The 15,253-nt window shown below is 75.8% G+C and carries 16 protein-coding genes and 2 pseudogenes; 6 read left to right on the top strand and 12 right to left on the bottom strand.

Annotation, left to right across the window (positions count from 1 at the left end):
* Nucleotides 1–35: 35 nt before the first annotated feature.
* The 5 genes from smpB to prfB form a co-directional block, all read right to left on the bottom strand.
* Complete coding sequence (smpB, locus tag F1641_RS01875; RefSeq protein ID WP_194902776.1) at nucleotides 36–572, bottom strand: SsrA-binding protein SmpB; 537 nt, start codon at nucleotides 570–572, stop codon at nucleotides 36–38.
* Between the two features lie 96 nt (nucleotides 573–668).
* On the bottom strand, nucleotides 669–1,979 hold the full coding sequence (locus tag F1641_RS22775; protein ID WP_194902775.1) for a M23 family metallopeptidase: 1,311 nt from the start codon (nucleotides 1,977–1,979) through the stop codon (nucleotides 669–671).
* A 4-nt stretch (nucleotides 1,980–1,983) separates the two neighbouring features.
* Nucleotides 1,984–2,898 carry a permease-like cell division protein FtsX gene (gene ftsX, locus F1641_RS01865; RefSeq protein ID WP_194902774.1) on the bottom strand — a complete coding sequence of 305 codons (915 nt, stop codon included), beginning with the start codon at nucleotides 2,896–2,898 and terminating at the stop codon, nucleotides 1,984–1,986.
* Nucleotides 2,895–3,704, bottom strand: a complete 810-nt coding sequence (ftsE, locus tag F1641_RS01860) for a cell division ATP-binding protein FtsE (RefSeq protein WP_194902773.1) — start codon at nucleotides 3,702–3,704, stop codon at nucleotides 2,895–2,897. Before ftsE ends, ftsX begins: the two co-directional genes overlap by 4 nt.
* 133 nt (nucleotides 3,705–3,837) lie before the next feature.
* Nucleotides 3,838–4,977, bottom strand: coding sequence for a peptide chain release factor 2 (gene prfB, locus F1641_RS01855; protein ID WP_194902772.1), 1,140 nt, complete (start codon nucleotides 4,975–4,977; stop codon nucleotides 3,838–3,840).
* Between the two features lie 34 nt (nucleotides 4,978–5,011).
* Between prfB and F1641_RS01850 the strand changes: the two genes are divergently transcribed.
* Entirely contained in the window at nucleotides 5,012–5,944 is a 933-nt protein-coding gene (locus F1641_RS01850; RefSeq protein ID WP_194902771.1) for an NAD(P)-dependent oxidoreductase, read from the top strand.
* Between the two features lie 228 nt (nucleotides 5,945–6,172).
* On the opposite strand, the gene F1641_RS01845 is transcribed toward F1641_RS01850, so the two are convergent.
* From F1641_RS01845 to F1641_RS22760, 5 genes and pseudogenes are all read right to left on the bottom strand, one after another.
* Nucleotides 6,173–6,886, bottom strand: coding sequence for an AIM24 family protein (locus F1641_RS01845; protein WP_194902770.1), 714 nt, complete (start codon nucleotides 6,884–6,886; stop codon nucleotides 6,173–6,175).
* A 69-nt stretch (nucleotides 6,887–6,955) separates the two neighbouring features.
* Nucleotides 6,956–7,150: a hypothetical protein gene (locus F1641_RS22770; RefSeq protein ID WP_194902769.1), complete on the bottom strand. Its 195-nt coding sequence runs from the start codon at nucleotides 7,148–7,150 to the stop codon at nucleotides 6,956–6,958.
* A gap of 28 nt (nucleotides 7,151–7,178) precedes the next feature.
* Nucleotides 7,179–7,444, bottom strand: a pseudogene (locus tag F1641_RS22765) (WhiB family transcriptional regulator).
* A gap of 113 nt (nucleotides 7,445–7,557) precedes the next feature.
* The gene (locus F1641_RS01830) at nucleotides 7,558–7,848 is read right to left on the bottom strand and encodes a hypothetical protein (protein ID WP_194902768.1); all 291 of its coding nucleotides are present in this window, start codon (nucleotides 7,846–7,848) and stop codon (nucleotides 7,558–7,560) included.
* Between the two features lie 136 nt (nucleotides 7,849–7,984).
* Nucleotides 7,985–10,149 (bottom strand): annotated as a pseudogene (locus F1641_RS22760) (ATP-dependent DNA helicase UvrD2).
* Nucleotides 10,150–10,172: 23 nt separating this feature from the next.
* Here F1641_RS22760 and F1641_RS01820 point away from each other — a divergent pair.
* Nucleotides 10,173–10,901: a nucleoside/nucleotide kinase family protein gene (locus tag F1641_RS01820; protein ID WP_309225313.1), complete on the top strand. Its 729-nt coding sequence runs from the start codon at nucleotides 10,173–10,175 to the stop codon at nucleotides 10,899–10,901.
* On the opposite strand, the gene F1641_RS01815 is transcribed toward F1641_RS01820, so the two are convergent.
* The gene (locus F1641_RS01815; protein ID WP_194902767.1) at nucleotides 10,891–11,190 is read right to left on the bottom strand and encodes a hypothetical protein; all 300 of its coding nucleotides are present in this window, start codon (nucleotides 11,188–11,190) and stop codon (nucleotides 10,891–10,893) included. The two genes, F1641_RS01820 and F1641_RS01815, sit on opposite strands and share 11 nt — an antisense overlap.
* Nucleotides 11,191–11,337: 147 nt before the next feature.
* Between F1641_RS01815 and F1641_RS01810 the strand changes: the two genes are divergently transcribed.
* On the top strand, nucleotides 11,338–11,598 hold the full coding sequence (locus F1641_RS01810) for a mycoredoxin (RefSeq protein WP_194902766.1): 261 nt from the start codon (nucleotides 11,338–11,340) through the stop codon (nucleotides 11,596–11,598).
* A 193-nt stretch (nucleotides 11,599–11,791) separates the two neighbouring features.
* Nucleotides 11,792–12,247 (top strand): hypothetical protein, encoded by a 456-nt coding sequence (locus tag F1641_RS01805; protein ID WP_206690382.1) that lies wholly within the window; start codon nucleotides 11,792–11,794, stop codon nucleotides 12,245–12,247.
* Between the two features lie 161 nt (nucleotides 12,248–12,408).
* On the opposite strand, the gene nudC is transcribed toward F1641_RS01805, so the two are convergent.
* Nucleotides 12,409–13,347 (bottom strand): NAD(+) diphosphatase, encoded by a 939-nt coding sequence (nudC, locus tag F1641_RS01800; protein ID WP_194902765.1) that lies wholly within the window; start codon nucleotides 13,345–13,347, stop codon nucleotides 12,409–12,411.
* 87 nt (nucleotides 13,348–13,434) lie between these two features.
* Here nudC and F1641_RS01795 point away from each other — a divergent pair, with 87 nt between their 5' ends.
* A complete protein-coding gene (locus F1641_RS01795) occupies nucleotides 13,435–14,388 on the top strand; it encodes a phosphotransferase (RefSeq protein ID WP_194902764.1) in 954 nt (317 codons plus the stop codon).
* The gene (locus tag F1641_RS01790; RefSeq protein ID WP_206690381.1) at nucleotides 14,385–15,245 is read left to right on the top strand and encodes an endonuclease/exonuclease/phosphatase family protein; all 861 of its coding nucleotides are present in this window, start codon (nucleotides 14,385–14,387) and stop codon (nucleotides 15,243–15,245) included. Before F1641_RS01795 ends, F1641_RS01790 begins: the two co-directional genes overlap by 4 nt.
* Nucleotides 15,246–15,253: the final 8 nt, after the last annotated feature.

Below are 15,253 nucleotides of genomic sequence, written 5' to 3'. Positions count from 1 at the left end.
GGCACGAGACCCACCGCACCCGGTGGGCTGACGAGCTACTCGCCGATGCGGCTGCGGTTGCGCATGGCGCGCTGGGCCTCGCGCTCGTCGGTCTGGGTGCGCAGGGCCTGGCGCTTGTCGAAGGTCTTCTTGCCCTTCGCGACGCCGATCTCGACCTTCACCCGGCCGCCGCGGAAGTACAGCTGCAGCGGCACCAGCGTGTAGCCGCTCTGGGCCGCCGACTGCGCCAGCTTCTCGATCTCAGCGGCGTGGAGCAGCAGCTTGCGGCGGCGCCGCGGCTCGTGGTTGGTCCAGGTGCCCTCGGCGTACTCGGGGATGTGCACGGCCTCGAGCCACGCCTCGCCCCGCTCGACCTCGGCGAACCCGTCGACCAGCGACGCGCGGCCCTGCCGCAGCGACTTCACCTCGGTGCCGGTGAGCACCATCCCCGCCTCGAACACGTCCTCGATGGCGTAGTCGAAGCGCGCGCGGCGGTTGGAGGCCACCACCGTCTTCGTCGTCGTGTCGCGTCCGGGCGCCGACGCGGGCTTGTGCGTCTGCGGTGCGCGCCACTCCCCGCGTCCTCTGGCCATCCGACCAGTCTACGGAGGCGCGCCACCCGGTTCCCCGCCACCGACCCACCACCGACCCACCACCGACCCACCACCGACCGGCCGGTGGGACCGGCGTCAGAGCCAGCCGGCCATCGCGTCGGTCGGGCTGCCGTCCACGCGCACCTCGAAGTGCAGGTGGCAGGCCGTGCCCACGCCGGTGCTGCCGGAGTAGGCGACCAGCTGCCCCTTCTTCACGTCCTGCCCCGGGGAGGCGGCGAAGCGCGACAGGTGGGCGTAGGCGGTGGCCACGTCGCGGCCGCCGATCGTCCCGTGGTCGATGACGAGGATGTTGCCGTAGCCCGTGCCGGGGCCGGCGCGCACGACCTCGCCGTCGGCGGCGGCGTAGACCGGGGTGCCGCAGGCTGCCCGGAGGTCGGTCCCGGCGTGCAGGCGGCGCACGTGGTAGACGGGGTGGACGCGGTACCCGAAGCCCGAGGTCACCGTCATCGAGGCCAGCGGGTTGCCGAGCACGCCCCGCTGCGGGGCCGCCGAGCCGCCCGAGCTCGAGCCGCCCTTGGAGCCGCGGGCCTTGGCCCGGGCCCGCAGCTGGGCGCCGATGTCGTCGCTCTCGGCCTGCGCGGCCGCCGCCTGCTGCTCGTAGGCGCGCTTCTCCGCCTCGACGTCGGCCAGGGCCTTCGCCTTGGTGGCCTCCAGCGCGGCGAGCTCGTCCTTGCGGGCCTGCGCCTCGGCCTCGGCGCGCTGGGTGACGACGACCTGCTCGGCCGCCTGGGCGCGGAGCTCGGCGATCTGCGCGCGCACCGCCTCGAGGCGGTCGGCGCGGTGCTGCTGCTCGGCCTTCGTCTGCGCCAGGCGGGCCGTGGACGCCTGCTGCACGCGGGCGGCGGCGTCGACGAGCGCGAGGCGGTCGGCCAGCTCGCTGGGTCCCTCGCCGCCCACCACGGCCAGGGCGAGACCGGTGTCGATCCCTCCCCCGCGGTAGGTCGCGGAGACCAGGCGGGAGACGCGCTTCTCGGCCGCGGCCAGGTCGGCCTCGCCCTGGGCCAGCTCGTCGACGGCGACCTGCTCGGCGGCCTCGGCGGCGGCGAGCTGGCCGGCGAGCTCGACGTCGCGGTCCTTGGCCGTCCGGACGGCCGTCTGCGCGCTGTCCAGCGCGGCCTGGACGGCCGGCTGGCGCGACTGGACGTCGGCGAGCTCGGCCGCAGCCTGCTGCGCGCGCTCACCGGAGTCCGCGAGCCCCTCCTGCGCCTGCGCCAGGGCGTCCTCCAGCTGCTGCTGCTTCGCCCGCAGCTGGGCGTCCGTGGCGGCGTCGGCGGGGCTGGCACCGCCCGGCACCAGGCCCACCGCGCCGAGCAGCACGGCGACGACGACGGCGCAGACCGCCAGCAGCAGCCGGCGTCCTGAGCGGCCGGCGTCGTGAACAGGCACCGGCTCAGACGCGCAGGTAGCGCGAGAGCGTCGTGACCGACGCCGTGCCCGCGAGGAGCACCGCCACCGCCACGAGGACGGGGGCCACGAGCCACACCTGGTGGGTGCCGACGTACCCGAACAGCGGCAGCGCCTCGACCAGCCAGCCCTGCACGCCGAACCTGACGGCCGCGTACAGCGCGCCCACGGCCAGGGCGGCGCCGACGACGGCGGCCAGCACCCCCTCCAGCAGGAACGGCAGCTGGATGAGCAGCTTGCTGGCCCCGACCAGGCGCATGATCCCGGTCTCGCGGCGGCGGCTGAAGGCGGACAGGCGGATGGTGGTCGCGATGAGCAGGGCCGCGGCCACGATCATCACCAGGGCGAACCCGCCGGCCACCGCGGTCGCGACGTTCAGCACGGTGAAGAACGGGTCGAGCACGCGGCGCTGGTCCTGCACCTGCTCGACGCCCGGGGTCCCGGCGAAGAACTGGGTCACGACGTCGTACTTGGTGGGGTCGGTGAGCTTCACGCGGAAGGACTCGTTGAGCTGGTCCTCGGTGGCCGACTCGGCGATGGCCGTGCCCGCGAACTGCTGCTGGAAGCGCGCGTAGGCGTCGGCCTTCGACTCGAACTGCACCGACTCCACGTAGGGCTGCAGCGTCGGCGACCGCAGCTCGGCGAGCACCGCGTCGCGCTGCGACGGCGTGACCTCTCCGCTGGTGCAGGTCGGCGCCTCGGAGTCGGCGGTGCAGAGGAACACCGAGACCTGCACGCGGTCGTACCAGTAGTCCTTCATCTGGTTGACCTGCAGCTGCAGCAGCGCGCCCGCTCCGACGAAGACCAGCGACACGAAGGTGACCAGCACCACCGAGACGGTCATCGCGGTGTTGCGGCGCAGCCCGCCGAGGATCTCGGACGCGAGGAACCGGACCCTCACCGCCAGACCTCCGTCGCGCCCGGGCGGGCGCCCGCCCAGCCGGTGTCCGCGCCGCGTCCGCCACCCGGGCCCCCGGGGCCGTCCACGGGCGAGCGGTCGGCCTCGTCCACGGCGCGCAGCGCGCCCGTGGCGTACCCGCCGGCGGCCTCGTCGCGGACGACGACCCCGCCCTCGAGCTGCACCACGCGCTTGCGCAGGGCGTCGACCGTGCCGGTGTCGTGCGTGGCCATGAGGATCGTGGTGCTCGTGCGGTTGATCCGCTCCAGCAGCTTCATGATCCCGGCGCTGGTCTCGGGGTCGAGGTTGCCGGTGGGCTCGTCGGCCAGCAGGATCGCGGGCCGGTTGACGAAGGCGCGGGCGATGGCCACGCGCTGCTGCTCGCCGCCGGACAGCTCGTGGGGCAGGCGGCGCTCCTTGCCGGCCAGGCCCACCAGCTCGAGGGTCTCGGGCACGACCTGGGCGATGTGGTGGCGGCTCTTGCCGATCACCTGCAGCGCGAAGGCGACGTTGTCGAAGACGTTCTTGCCGGGCAGCAGGCGGAAGTCCTGGAACACCACGCCCATCTGCCGCCGCAGGTGCGGCACCTTCCAGCTCGACAGGCGGGCGACGTCGCGGCCGGCCACGTGCACCGAGCCCCGCGTCGCGACGTCCTCGCGCAGCACCAGCCGCAGCAGGGTCGACTTGCCCGAGCCCGAGGCGCCCACGAGGAAGACGAACTCACCGCGCTCCACGTCGAGGTTGACGCGGTGCAGAGCCGGCCGCTTGGAGCGCGGGTAGGTCTTGGAGACGGACTCGAAGCGGATCACGGTCGCCTGCCAGCTCGGGGACGGGTGGGCGTCATCGAGCGTAAGCAGACAGTGACGGCGAACCCTGGCATCTCGCCCGGCGTGTCGCCCGCGGACGCGCCGGGTGGGGCGCGCCCGGCGGGTCAGACCCCGGTCAGCTCTCGGAGGCGCGCTCGCGCTGGCGGCGCCAGCGGATGCCGGTCTCCAGGAAGTCGTCGATCTCGCCGTCGAACACCGAGGCGGGGTTGCCGACCTCGTGCTCGGTGCGGAGGTCCTTGACCATCTGGTACGGGTTCAGCACGTACGAGCGCATCTGGTTGCCCCAGCTGCCGGAGTCGTCGCCCTTCAGCGCGTCGAGCTCGGCCTGGCGCTCCTCTCGGGCGCGCACCAGCAGGCGGGCCTGCAGCACGCGCAGCGCCGCCGCCTTGTTCTGCAGCTGGCTCTTCTCGTTCTGGCAGCTGACCACGATGCCGGTGGGCAGGTGGGTCAGGCGCACGGCGGAGTCGGTGGTGTTCACCGACTGCCCGCCCGGGCCGGAGGAGCGGAACACGTCGACGCGGAGGTCGTTCTCCGGGATCTCGATGTGGTCGGTCTCCTCGGTGACCGGGAGCACCTCGACACCGGCGAAGGAGGTCTGGCGGCGGCCCTGGTTGTCGAAGGGGCTGATGCGCACGAGGCGGTGGGTCCCCTGCTCGACCGACAGCGTGCCGTAGGCGTAGGGGGCGTGGACCGCCATCGTCGCGGACTTGATGCCCGCCTCCTCGGCGTAGGAGGTGTCCATGACCTCCGCCTTGTGCCCGTGGCGCTCGGCCCAGCGCAGGTACATGCGCAGCAGCATCTCGGCGAAGTCGGCGGCGTCGACGCCACCGGCCTCGGCGCGGATGGTGACGAGCGCCTCGCGCTGGTCGTACTCCCCGGACAGCAGCGTGCGGACCTCGAGCTCGCCGAGGGCCTTGCGGATGCTCGTGAGCTCCTTCTCGGCCTCCGCACGGGTCTCGTCGGCCGTCTCGGCGTCGCCCTCGGCGGCGGCCTCGTCGGCCATCTCCACCAGGGTGTCGAGGTCGTCGATGCGGGCGCCCATGCGCTCCAGCCGCTCGAGCTCGGACTGCGCGTGCGAGAGCCTGCTGGTCACGGCCTGGGCGTTCTCGACGTCGTCCCACAGGTCCGGGGCCGAGGCCTGCTCGGTCAGCGAGGCGACCGTCGCCGTGAGGGCGTCGACGTCGCTGACCTCGCGGACCGTCCGGTAGGTGGTGCGGAGGGAGGAGATCTCAGCGGGGAGGTCGACGGCTGCCACGACCGGCAAGGGTACGACGACGGATGATGCGCCCATGCCTGAGCACGCCCCCGAGCAGCAGCCCCTCGTCGTGGTCCCGGACGCCGACGGCGCCGCGGCCCTCGCCTCCGCGGGGGTGAGGACGGCGGTCGTCGCTCCCGAGGACGTCGTCCCGGAGCAGGCGCGGAGCGCCCGAGCGCTGGTGGTGGGCCCGGCGGAGAGCCCCGCCGAGGTGGAGGCCGCGCTCGCGCAGGTGGCGCAGCTGCCCGACCTCCAGCTGCTGGTCAGCCTCGGCCAGGGCAGCGAGCAGTGGGGCGACCTGCGCGAGGGCGTCGGCATCGCCACCGCCCGGGGCGCGCACGGCGGCTCGACCGCGGAGTGGGTGCTCACCGCGGTGCTGGCGCAGCTGCGGCTCGTGCCCGAGCTGCTCGACGCCCAGCGCGAGCACCGCTGGGAGGGGCGCCAGGCGCGCACCCTGCTGCGCTCGCGCGTGCTGGTGCTCGGCGCGGGCGACCTCGGGGAGAACGTCAGGGCGCGCCTGCTGCCGTTCGGGGCCTCCGTGACCGTGGCGGCGCGGACCGCCCGCGACGGCGTGGTGAGCATGGAGGTCGCCCGCGAGCTGCTGGGGACGACGGACGTGCTCGTCGTCGTCCTGCCGCTGACCGACGACACGCGCCACGTGGTCGACGCCGAGCTGCTGGCGGCGCTGCCCGACGGCGCCCTCGTGGTCAACGCCGGGCGCGGACCGCTCGTCGACACCTCCGCCCTGCTGGCGGAGCTGCAGGGCGGACGGCTCCAGGCGGCGCTCGACGTCACCGACCCCGAGCCGCTCCCCGCCGACCACCCGCTCTGGGACGCCCCCGGCCTGCTGCTGACGCCGCACGTCGCGGGCAACACCGAGGGCTCCGGCGAGCGGGCGTGGTCGCAGGCGGCCGAGCAGGTCGCTGCCTTCGCCCGCGGCCAGCGCCCGCCGAACCAGGTGCGCTGACCCCTCCCGCGACGATCACGCACCTGAGCGCCACCACCGGCACCCGACCCCGGCGCACGTGGCGCAGATCCGCATGATCGTCGCGTGGACTGGGGGGGCAGCGCATCAGGTCGCCGAGGAACCCGCCAGCACACCCCCGCGACGATCACGCACCTGAGCGCCACCACCGGCACACGACCCCGGCGCACCTGGCGCAGATCCGCATGATCGTCGCGGGGACTGGGGGGGTCAGCGCATCAGGTCGCCGAGGAACCCGCCGCTGTTGCCGCCGCCGGAGCCCTGGCCGCCGAGCGGACGGCCCTCGCTCGGCTGCACCAGCACGAAGCCCGGGCCGTGGAACAGGTACTGGAACGCCTCGCCCGAGCCGCCGCGCAGCAGCGAGCGCACGTTCATGCTGTTCACCAGCTGCGGCGCCAGGTGGCTCGACCAGGCGACGGCGGCCTGGATGTCGACGCCGGTGGGCTGCTGGGAGCAGTCGAGCAGCACCGGCGGGCCGTCGCTGGTGAGGGCGACGACGCCGTGGCCCGAGACCTCGACGTTCCACATGCCGCCCGAGAGGCCGCCCGCGCCCTGGACGCGGCGGATGTCCCAGTCGAGGGAGGCGTCGAAGGCGAGCAGGTTCTTGCCGTCGACGCTGATGCCGTCGCCCTCGAGCAGGACGAGGTGGACGTGCTCGGCGGTGTTGGCGAAGAAGACCTCGCCGTCACCGGAGACGCGCATGAGCGGGGTGTCCTCGCTGGTCATGACCTTCTTGAGGAACTTGGCCACCGAGCCGGAGCCCTCGTGCTGGAAGGACACGCGGCCCTGGTACGCGACCATCGAGCCCTTCGCCGCGAGGACGTCCTGGGAGAGGCTGACCCGCAGCATCGCCGAGTTCTGCAGGACCCAGCGGTCGCTGGTCTGCTTCTCGGCGGTGGCGGCGTCGAAGAGGTTGCTGCGCATGGTCAGACCCTGGCACCACGGTGCCCCGGAGGTCCACGACCCCCGGGGCCCCGTGGTGCTGGGCCGGCCTCAGGCGGTGCGCGGACGGGCCAGCGCCCGCCGCGCGGCGCGGACGGCGAGCCGCTCGGCGCGCGCCGCCAGGCGGACGGCGCGGGCCCGGTCGCGCCGGACCGCCTCCTCGCGGGAGGCGGCCACGGCGCGCTGCAGCTCGGCGCGGTGGACGTGGTGCAGGGCGAGCACCTGGTCGGGGTGGTAGGTGTGCACGGTGGTCTCCAGGGGTGGTGGGAGCCCCTCAGGCGACAGCGCTGACGGCGCCGACGGGCTCGGGCAGGGGGTGCTTGCGGGGGCGGCCCCGGGGCCGCTTGCGGGGGACGACGACGCCGGAGAGCACGAGCTCCCGCCCCAGACGCCCCACGGCTCGGAGCGCTCGAGGGCGCCGTCCAGGCAGTCGGCGCGCAGGGGGCAACCGGTGCACAGGGCCTTGGCGGCCTCGACGTCCTGCGGCAGCTCGGCGAACCAGAGCTCGGGGTCGTTCACCCGGCAGGGCAGCGACGACATGGGGTTTCCTCTCGGAGCGGCGGTGCTGAGGAGCGGTGGGAGGGGCCGCAGCAGCACGAAGGCCGCGGACCCCGTGGGGGGTCCGCGGCCTGCTCGCCGTGGAGGAGGACCTGCTAGCTGGTCACCAGCTGGCGGGTCTCCTGCCGGCAGGCAGGGAGGACGCCCGAGGGGCGGGGGTCGGGGATGACGACGAGGCGAGGCCGGTAGCTGGCCGCGTGGGCCGAGCCGCCGGGGGCGGCGACAGCGCCGCGCCCGGTGCCGGAGAGCTCACCGCGCGAGCGGTCCGCCGAGGCGACGAGGCCTTCGAAGGACAGACCGGTCCCCTGGAACGGGGCGCCGAAGGCGCGCGTGGTGGAGCCCCAGGACATCACCTGGACGCCACGGTCAGTCGTGGTCTCGTTCATCGCGCACCTCCTCAGCTCGCCCACCGCCCGTTGCGGACAGTGGTGATCGCGTGTCCACGAGGCTAGGCCCGCCCCGCAGATCGGCACAACGGGTTTTTCGCAGACCTTCGAAGCCGTCGCGCGAGCGGGCCAGCGGTCAGTCGCGGGAGACCGCCGACGGGTCGGCCAGGACCGCGAGGACCGCCTCGCCGTAGCGCTCCAGCTTGGCCGGGCCCACCCCGGCGATGCGGGCCAGACCCGCGGTGTCGGCAGGACCGGACTCGGCGATGGCGACCAGCGTCGCGTCGGTGAAGACGACGTACGCGGGCACCTTCGCCTCGCTCGCCGTGGCGGACCGCCAGGTGCGCAGCGCCTCGAAGACGCCCTCGTCGTAGGTGGGCGGGCACGTGGCGCAGCGCCCCACCTTGCGCTCGGCCGGGTCGCTGAGGGCCGTGCCGCAGCCGCGGCAGGTGCGGGCCAGGCCCGGTCCCTTCTTGCGACCGCCCGAGCCGCTGCTGGCGCCGCCGCGGCGGCCGGGCTCGCGCTCGCCGGCCTCGCGGGGCCGCAGCCCGTCGAGGAAGCGCGACGGCGAGCGGCTGGCGCGCCCGCCCGGCGTCCGCGCCCTCCCCCACGACAGCGACAGGTGCTCGCGGGCGCGGGTGATGCCCACGTAGAGCAGGCGGCGCTCCTCCTCGACCTTCTCGGGGTCGTCGGCGGAGAAGCTGATCGGCAGCAGGCCCTCGCTCACGCCCACCAGCCACACGGCGTCCCACTCCAGGCCCTTGGCGGCGTGGAAGGACGCGAGGGTCACGCCCTGCACCGTCGGGGCGTGCTGCGCCGCGGTGCGCTCGTCGATCTCGGTGACGAGGTCGGCGACGCGGGCGCCGGGGCGCGCGGCATCGACGTCGTCGGCGAGGGCGGCCAGCGCCTGCAGGGAGGCCCACCGGTCGCGGGCCGCGCCGGCGGCAGCGGGCGGCTCGGGGGTCCAGCCGCTGGTGGCGAGCACGTCGCGCACGGCCTCGCCGAGAGGGCTGGAGCCGTCGTCGGAGCGCGCGGCGCCGCGCAGCAGCAGCACCGCCTGGCGCACCTCGGCGCGGAAGAAGAACTTCTCGCCGCCGCGCAGCTGGTAGCCGACGCCGGCCTCGGAGAGGGCCTGCTCCAGCGGCTCGGACTGCCCGTTGGTGCGGAACAGCACCGCGACCTCGGACGCCGGGGTGCCGGCGTCGAGACGGCGCCGCACCGCGGCCGCGACGCCCGCCGCCTCGGCGACGTCGTCGTCGTAGCTGGTGAAGACCGGGTCGGGGCCCGACGGGCGCTGGGCCACCAGCTCGACGCGGGCGCGCACCGCCTCGGCGGGGGCCCGGTCGAGCAGGCGGTTGGCGAGCGCCACCACCTGCGGCGTGGAGCGGTAGTCGCGAACGAGCCGGACCACGGTGGCGCCGGTGTGGCGGCGGGGGAACTCCAACAGGTGCGCGGGCGTGGCGCCCGCGAAGGAGTAGATGGTCTGGCTGGCGTCGCCGACGACGCACACGTCCTCGCGACCGCCGAGCCACAGGTCGAGCAGGCGCTGCTGCAGCGGGGAGACGTCTGGTACTCGTCGACGGTGAAGAAGCGGTACTGGCGGCGCACGCTCTCGGCGACGTCGCCGCGCTCGGCGAGGATGCCGCTGGTCAGCAGCAGGACGTCCTCGAAGTCCATCGCGCCGCGGTCGGTCTTGACGTCCTCGTAGGACTGCATCACCCGGCTCATCGCGCTCGGGTCGAGGCCCGCGGGAGGCGTGCGGCCGGCCTTCGCGACGCCCGCCGGGTAGGCCTCGGGCGTCAGCAGCGCCACCTTGGCCCACTCGACCTCGGCGGACAGGTCGCGCACCGCCGTCCTGTCGACCGACAGGCGCAGCCGGCTCGCGGCCTCGGCGACCAGCCGCGCCTTGTGCTCCACGAGCACCGGCAGCGGACCACCCACGGCCGTGGGCCAGAAGTACTGGAGCTGGCGCAGGGCCGCGGCGTGGAAGGTGCGGGCCTGCACCGCGGGGACGCCCAGGTCGCGCAGCCGCGAGCGCATCTCGCCCGCGGCGCGGGAGGTGAAGGTGAGGGCCAGCACGCTGCGCGGGTCGTACACGCCGGAGTGCACGCCGTGGGCGATGCGGTGGGTGATGGCGCGGGTCTTGCCCGTGCCGGCGCCGGCGAGCACGCACACCGGGCCCCGCAGGGCCGTGGCCACGGCCCGCTGCTCCGGGTCGAGGGAGGCGAGGACGGCGTCGGCGAGCGTCGCGTGGACGGCGTCGCCGGTGCGCGCGCTCGGGCTGCTCGTTGCACTGCTCATGACTCCGCCCATGATGGCTGACCGTGCCGACAACGCCGTCCCACCGTCCACAGCCCTCCGCCGCCCCCACCCCCGACCCGGTCGAGCTCACCGCCGACGACCTGGTCGACAGGGCCGGCTCCCTCGTGGCCGCCGCGGGTGGACGGCGGGTGCTCCTGGGCGTCGTCGGCGCCCCGGGCGCGGGCAAGTCGACGCTGGCGGAGCTGCTGGTGGCCCGGCTGACCGCCGAGCTGGCGGGCCCCGCCAGCAGCGCGGGCGCCGGGGAGGGCGCAGCCCTGGTCGGCATGGACGGCTTCCACCTCGCCCAGGCGACCCTCGAGCGCTGGGGGCGGGCGGACCGCAAGGGCGCGCCGGACACCTTCGACGCCGGCGGCTACGTGGCGCTGCTGCGGCGCCTGCGCGCCGCTGACGACGCCGAGCCGGTGGTGCACGCCCCGCTGTTCCGGCGCGACCTCGAGGAGCCCGTGGGCAGCGCCGTCCCCGTCCGCGCAGGGACCCCTCTGGTGGTCACGGAGGGCAACTACCTCCTGCTCGACGGCCCGTGGGCCCCGGTGCGCGAGCTGCTCGACGAGGTGTGGTTCCTGGCCCCCGCCGAGGAGCTGCGGGTGGAGAGGCTGGTGGCCCGCCACGAGCGCTTCGGCAAGGCCCCCGACGTCGCGAGGGCGTGGTCGCTCGGCCCGGACCAGGCCAACGCCGACGTCGTCGCGGCCAGCGCCCACCGCGCCGACCTGGTGGTGAGGCTCAGGGGGTGACCGCTGCGGCGGCGGACGCGGTGCGCACCTGCGGGCGCCGCTGCACGTCGGCCAGCTCCACCAGACCGGTGACGCCCTCGGAGCGCAGCTCCGCGTGAGCGCGCTCCACCGCCTCGGCCCAGGCCCCGAGCACCGCGCCGCGCCGGGTGACCACCCGGCTCGCCGTGACGACGGGCTCGGGCGCCGCGCTGACGCCCTCGACGTCGAGGCCCGCCCGCTCCAGGGCGCGCGCGGCGGCGTCCAGGTCGGCCTCGGCCGCCTGGCACCGGAACAGCAGCACCGTCGCCACCCCGCCACGGTCGGGCACCGCTCCGGCGGGGTCGAGGTTCTGTCCGTTGTGACCAGGGCGACCCCGGCGGGATGACCACGGCGGGGTCGGGTGTTGAGGACCGGTGGAACAAGAACACCGACCACCGACCACCGACCGAGGAGAGCGATGTCCGCCCCCACGCTGCCCGAGCAGGGCTCCATCACGATGTACACGACCACCTGGTGCGGCTACTGCAAGATCCTCAAGAAGGGCCTGCAGCGCGAGGGCATCACCTGGAACGAGGTGAACATCGAGGAGGTCCCCGGTGCGGCCGACTACGTGATGAGCGTGAACGGCGGCAACCAGACCGTCCCGACCGTCGTGTTCCCCGACGGCTCCTCGGCCACCAACCCGTCGCTGGCCGAGGTCAAGGCCAAGCTCTCCTGAGGCCGTCCTGAGGGTCGAGCCGCTCGACGCCGCCGGGGTCGCCGACCGCGCCCTGGCGGCGCTCGAGCGCTCCCCGTCCGCGGGGGCACCGGCCCTGCGCCTGGGCGTCGACGCCGCCGTCCCGGCCGACGCGGCCGTCTTCGCCGACGCGGTCGAGGCCGCCCTGACCTCCCGGGGCCGACCGGTGCTCCGCGTGGACTCCGAGGACTACCTGCGCCCGCGCTCGCTGCGCCTGGAGCACGGCAGCCGCGACCCCGACTCCGGCTACGAGAGCTGGTACGACCTGTACGCCCTGCTGCGGGAGGTGCTCGACCCCCTCGGCCCGGGCGGCTCCGGCGCGTGGCTGCCCGCGCTGTGGGACGCCGAGCGCGACCGCTCCACCCGGCTGCCCCGGCGCGACGCACCGCCGGGAGCCGTGCTGGTGCTGACGGGCCCGTTCCTGCTGCGGTGGGAGATGAGCGGGGCCCTGGACGCCGTCGTCCACCTGCAGACCTCCGCCGCGGCCCAGCGCCGCCGCCTGCCCGAGGGCGATGCCGACCGCATCACGGGCGCGTGGGCCCGCTACCTCGAGGAGACCGACCCCGCGCCGCGCGCCGACGTGGTCGTGCGCTGCGAGGACCCCCGCCACCCCGCCGTCGTCGTCCCCTGACCCGGCGCCCGCGGGTCTGTCGCAGCTCCTGTCCGACCGCAGCCGAGCGCCCGGCTGCGGTTCCCACGCCCCTGACACCGCAACCGAGCGCCCGGCTGCGGTTCCCACGCCCCTGACACCGCAACCGAGCGCCCGGCTGCGGTCCAGAACCGCGGGCGGGCTCAGCGCCAGACGCCGCCGTCGTCCTGGAGCGGACCGCCGAACCACTGCTCGATGATCCGGCGGGCGATGGAGACCGGCGGCGGGAGCAGCACGTCGCCGTCGCGCAGCGCCTCCACGAGCTCGTCGCGGGAGAACCAGCGGGCGTCGGTGATCTCGACGTCGTCCGTGAGCACCTCGGTGCTGACCGCGGTGCCGCGGAACCCGAGCATGAGCGAGGCGGGGAACGGCCAGGGCTGGTTGCCGAGGTAGTCGACGTCGCCGACCTCGATGCCGACCTCCTCCAGCACCTCGCGGCGCACGGCGGCCTCGAGGGACTCCCCCGGCTCGACGAAGCCGGCGAGCGTCGAGTACCGCTTGGCGGGCCACATGTCGTTGTGGCCGAGCAGCAGGCGGTCGTCAGCGTCGACCACCGACATGATCACCGCGGGGTCGGTGCGCGGGAAGTGCTCGCTGCCGTCGGCGGTGCACCTGCGCACCCACCCGGCCTGCTCCACGGACGTCGGCGCGCCGCAGCGCGGGCAGCGCGGGTTGACCTTGTGCCAGCGCAGCACCGCCACGGCCTGCGTGAGCAGGCCCGCCTCCAGGGCGTCGAGCTCCACGCCGAGCGTGCGCAGGTCGGCCCAGTCGTCACCGCCTCCCGGGTCGAGCGAGGGGTCGGCGACCTCCTCCGCCACGAACCAGGTGCCGTCGGGCCCGGTGCCGAGCAGCACGCGCACGCCGTGGGGCGCGCTGTCCGGCACGTGCGACGGCGGCACGAGCGCCAGCCGGACGCCCTGGTCGTCGCGGACCACGGGCGTGCGGCCGTCGTGGACGCGCACCACGCGGACGGCGTCGTCCTGCCAGAGCTGCTCCAGCAGCCCGTCGTCGCCGCGGCGGGCGCCCTGGCGGTCGGAGGTGGATCGCGACAGGGACAGGTCGGGCAGGGGTGCGGGGGCCACGACGCCACCGTAGGCAGCCCCGGTGCGGACCGCGGTCCGGGGCCGCGCCCGCGGGGCGGGCGGGTCGCGGAGCACTAGCGTTGGCCCGTGCGCCGGGACCCCTACCTGCTCGCAGCCCTGACCAGCGCTGCGCTCCCGGGCGCCGACCCGGTGCGCGTCCAGCTGCTCGACGAGGGCGCCGCGGGTGACGACCTCGACGCCGCCGTGGTGGAGGTCGTCGGCGGGGAGAAGCACCTCGTGAGCGTGCCGCGCACGGCGGCCGCCGGCGCCGACCTCGAGCGCGAGGCCGCCGCGCTGGGCCTCCTCGCGCGCGTCGGCGGGACCCCCACCGCGCCGCACCGCCTGCCCTTCGCCGTCCCGGCGGTGTCCGGGTCCGCGCCGCTGCCGGAGGGCGGCCGGGTCGTGGTCACCACCTGGCTCGACGGCGCCGCGCTCGACGTCGCCGACCTGCCCCCCGGTCGCCTCGCCGGCTCCCTGGCCGCGGCGCTCGCCGCCGTGCACGCGCTGCCGGGCGAGATGGTCGACGAGGCCGGGCTCCCGGTGTGGAGCGCCTCGGAGCTGCGCGGGCGCCGCCTGTCCGAGCTCGACCGCGCCGCCGCCACCGGGCGCGTGCCCGCCCGTCTGCTCGCCCGCTGGGAGCAGGGGCTGGAGGAGGTCAGCTGGTGGCGCTTCTCCCCCGTCGTCGTGCACGGCGACCTCGACGGGAGCCGCGTGCTCACCGACGGCCACGCGGTCACCGGCATCACCGGCTGGGGCTCGCTGGCCGTCGGTGACCCCGCGGACGACGTCGCCTGGCTCGCCGCGGCAGCCCCCACCGAGACCCTGGAGAGCGTGCTCGCCGCCTGCGCCGCGGCCCGGCACGAGCCGCCCGGCGCCGACCCCGGGCTGGCCGGGCGGGCCCGCCTGGCCGGGGAGATGGCCCTGGCCCGGTACCTCCTGCACGGGGTGGCCTCGGAGGACGACGACGTGCTCGACGACGCCACCGCGATGCTCGAGGACCTCGACGCCTCGCTCGACGACGGCGACGAGCTCGCGCCGTGACCGCGCACGACCCGGCGGGAGGGGACGTCGCGCTGCGGGTGGCGGCGCTCAACCTGGCCTCCGGGCGCGGGGCGGGCGGGCGACCCCTCGACGAGGCGGCGCTGCGCGCAGCCGTCGCGCCGCTGGCCGGCTGCGACGTGGTGGCGCTGGCGGAGGTCGACGACGCGCAGCCGCGCTCGGGCGCGCTCGACCAGGCCCGCGCGGTCGCCTCGGCCCTCGACCTGGGGCACTGGCGCGCCGCACCGACCCTCGCCGGCACCCCGGGGCTCCGGCGCGACTGGTCTCCGCTGGCCGGGACGCTGCGCGGGCCCGACGGCGACGCAGAGGCCGCCTGCCGGCGTCCCACGTACGGCGTGGCGCTCCTGGTGCGGCGGCCCGTGGTGGCCTGGCACGCGCTGGACCTCGGCACCGGCCGGGGGCGCCTGCCGCTCGTCGTGCCCGACCCCGCCAGCGGACGGACCGGGCTGCTGCTCTTCCCCGACGAGCCGCGGGCGGCCGTCGCCGCGGTGCTCGGCGACGGGACCGTGGTCGCCGCGACCCACCTCTCGTTCGCCCCGCCCACAGCGCTGCGCCAGCTCCGGCGGGTCAGCGCGTGGCTGCGCGGCCTGGCGCCCGCCGGTCCCGACGGCGCGACGCGCCCGGTGCTGCTCGCCGGAGACCTCAACCTCCCCGCCCCCCTCGTGCGGCTGGCCGCCGGCCGCCCGACGCTCGTCGCCGCACCGACGTTCCCGGGGGCGGCGCCGCGGCTGCAGCTCGACCACGTCGTCTCCCTGGGTGCGCCCGTGACGGCCACCGGTTCCGCCGAGCAGCTCGCGGTGGGAGACCACCGCGCGCTCGTCGTCGACGTCGAGAGCTGAGGCAGGGC

This window comes from Quadrisphaera sp. INWT6, from assembly GCF_015390235.1.
Classification (GTDB): Bacteria; Actinomycetota; Actinomycetes; order Actinomycetales; family Quadrisphaeraceae; genus Quadrisphaera.
The sequence above is the reverse complement of the archived record's forward strand: the minus strand, read 5'-3'. Positions and strand labels throughout refer to the sequence as shown.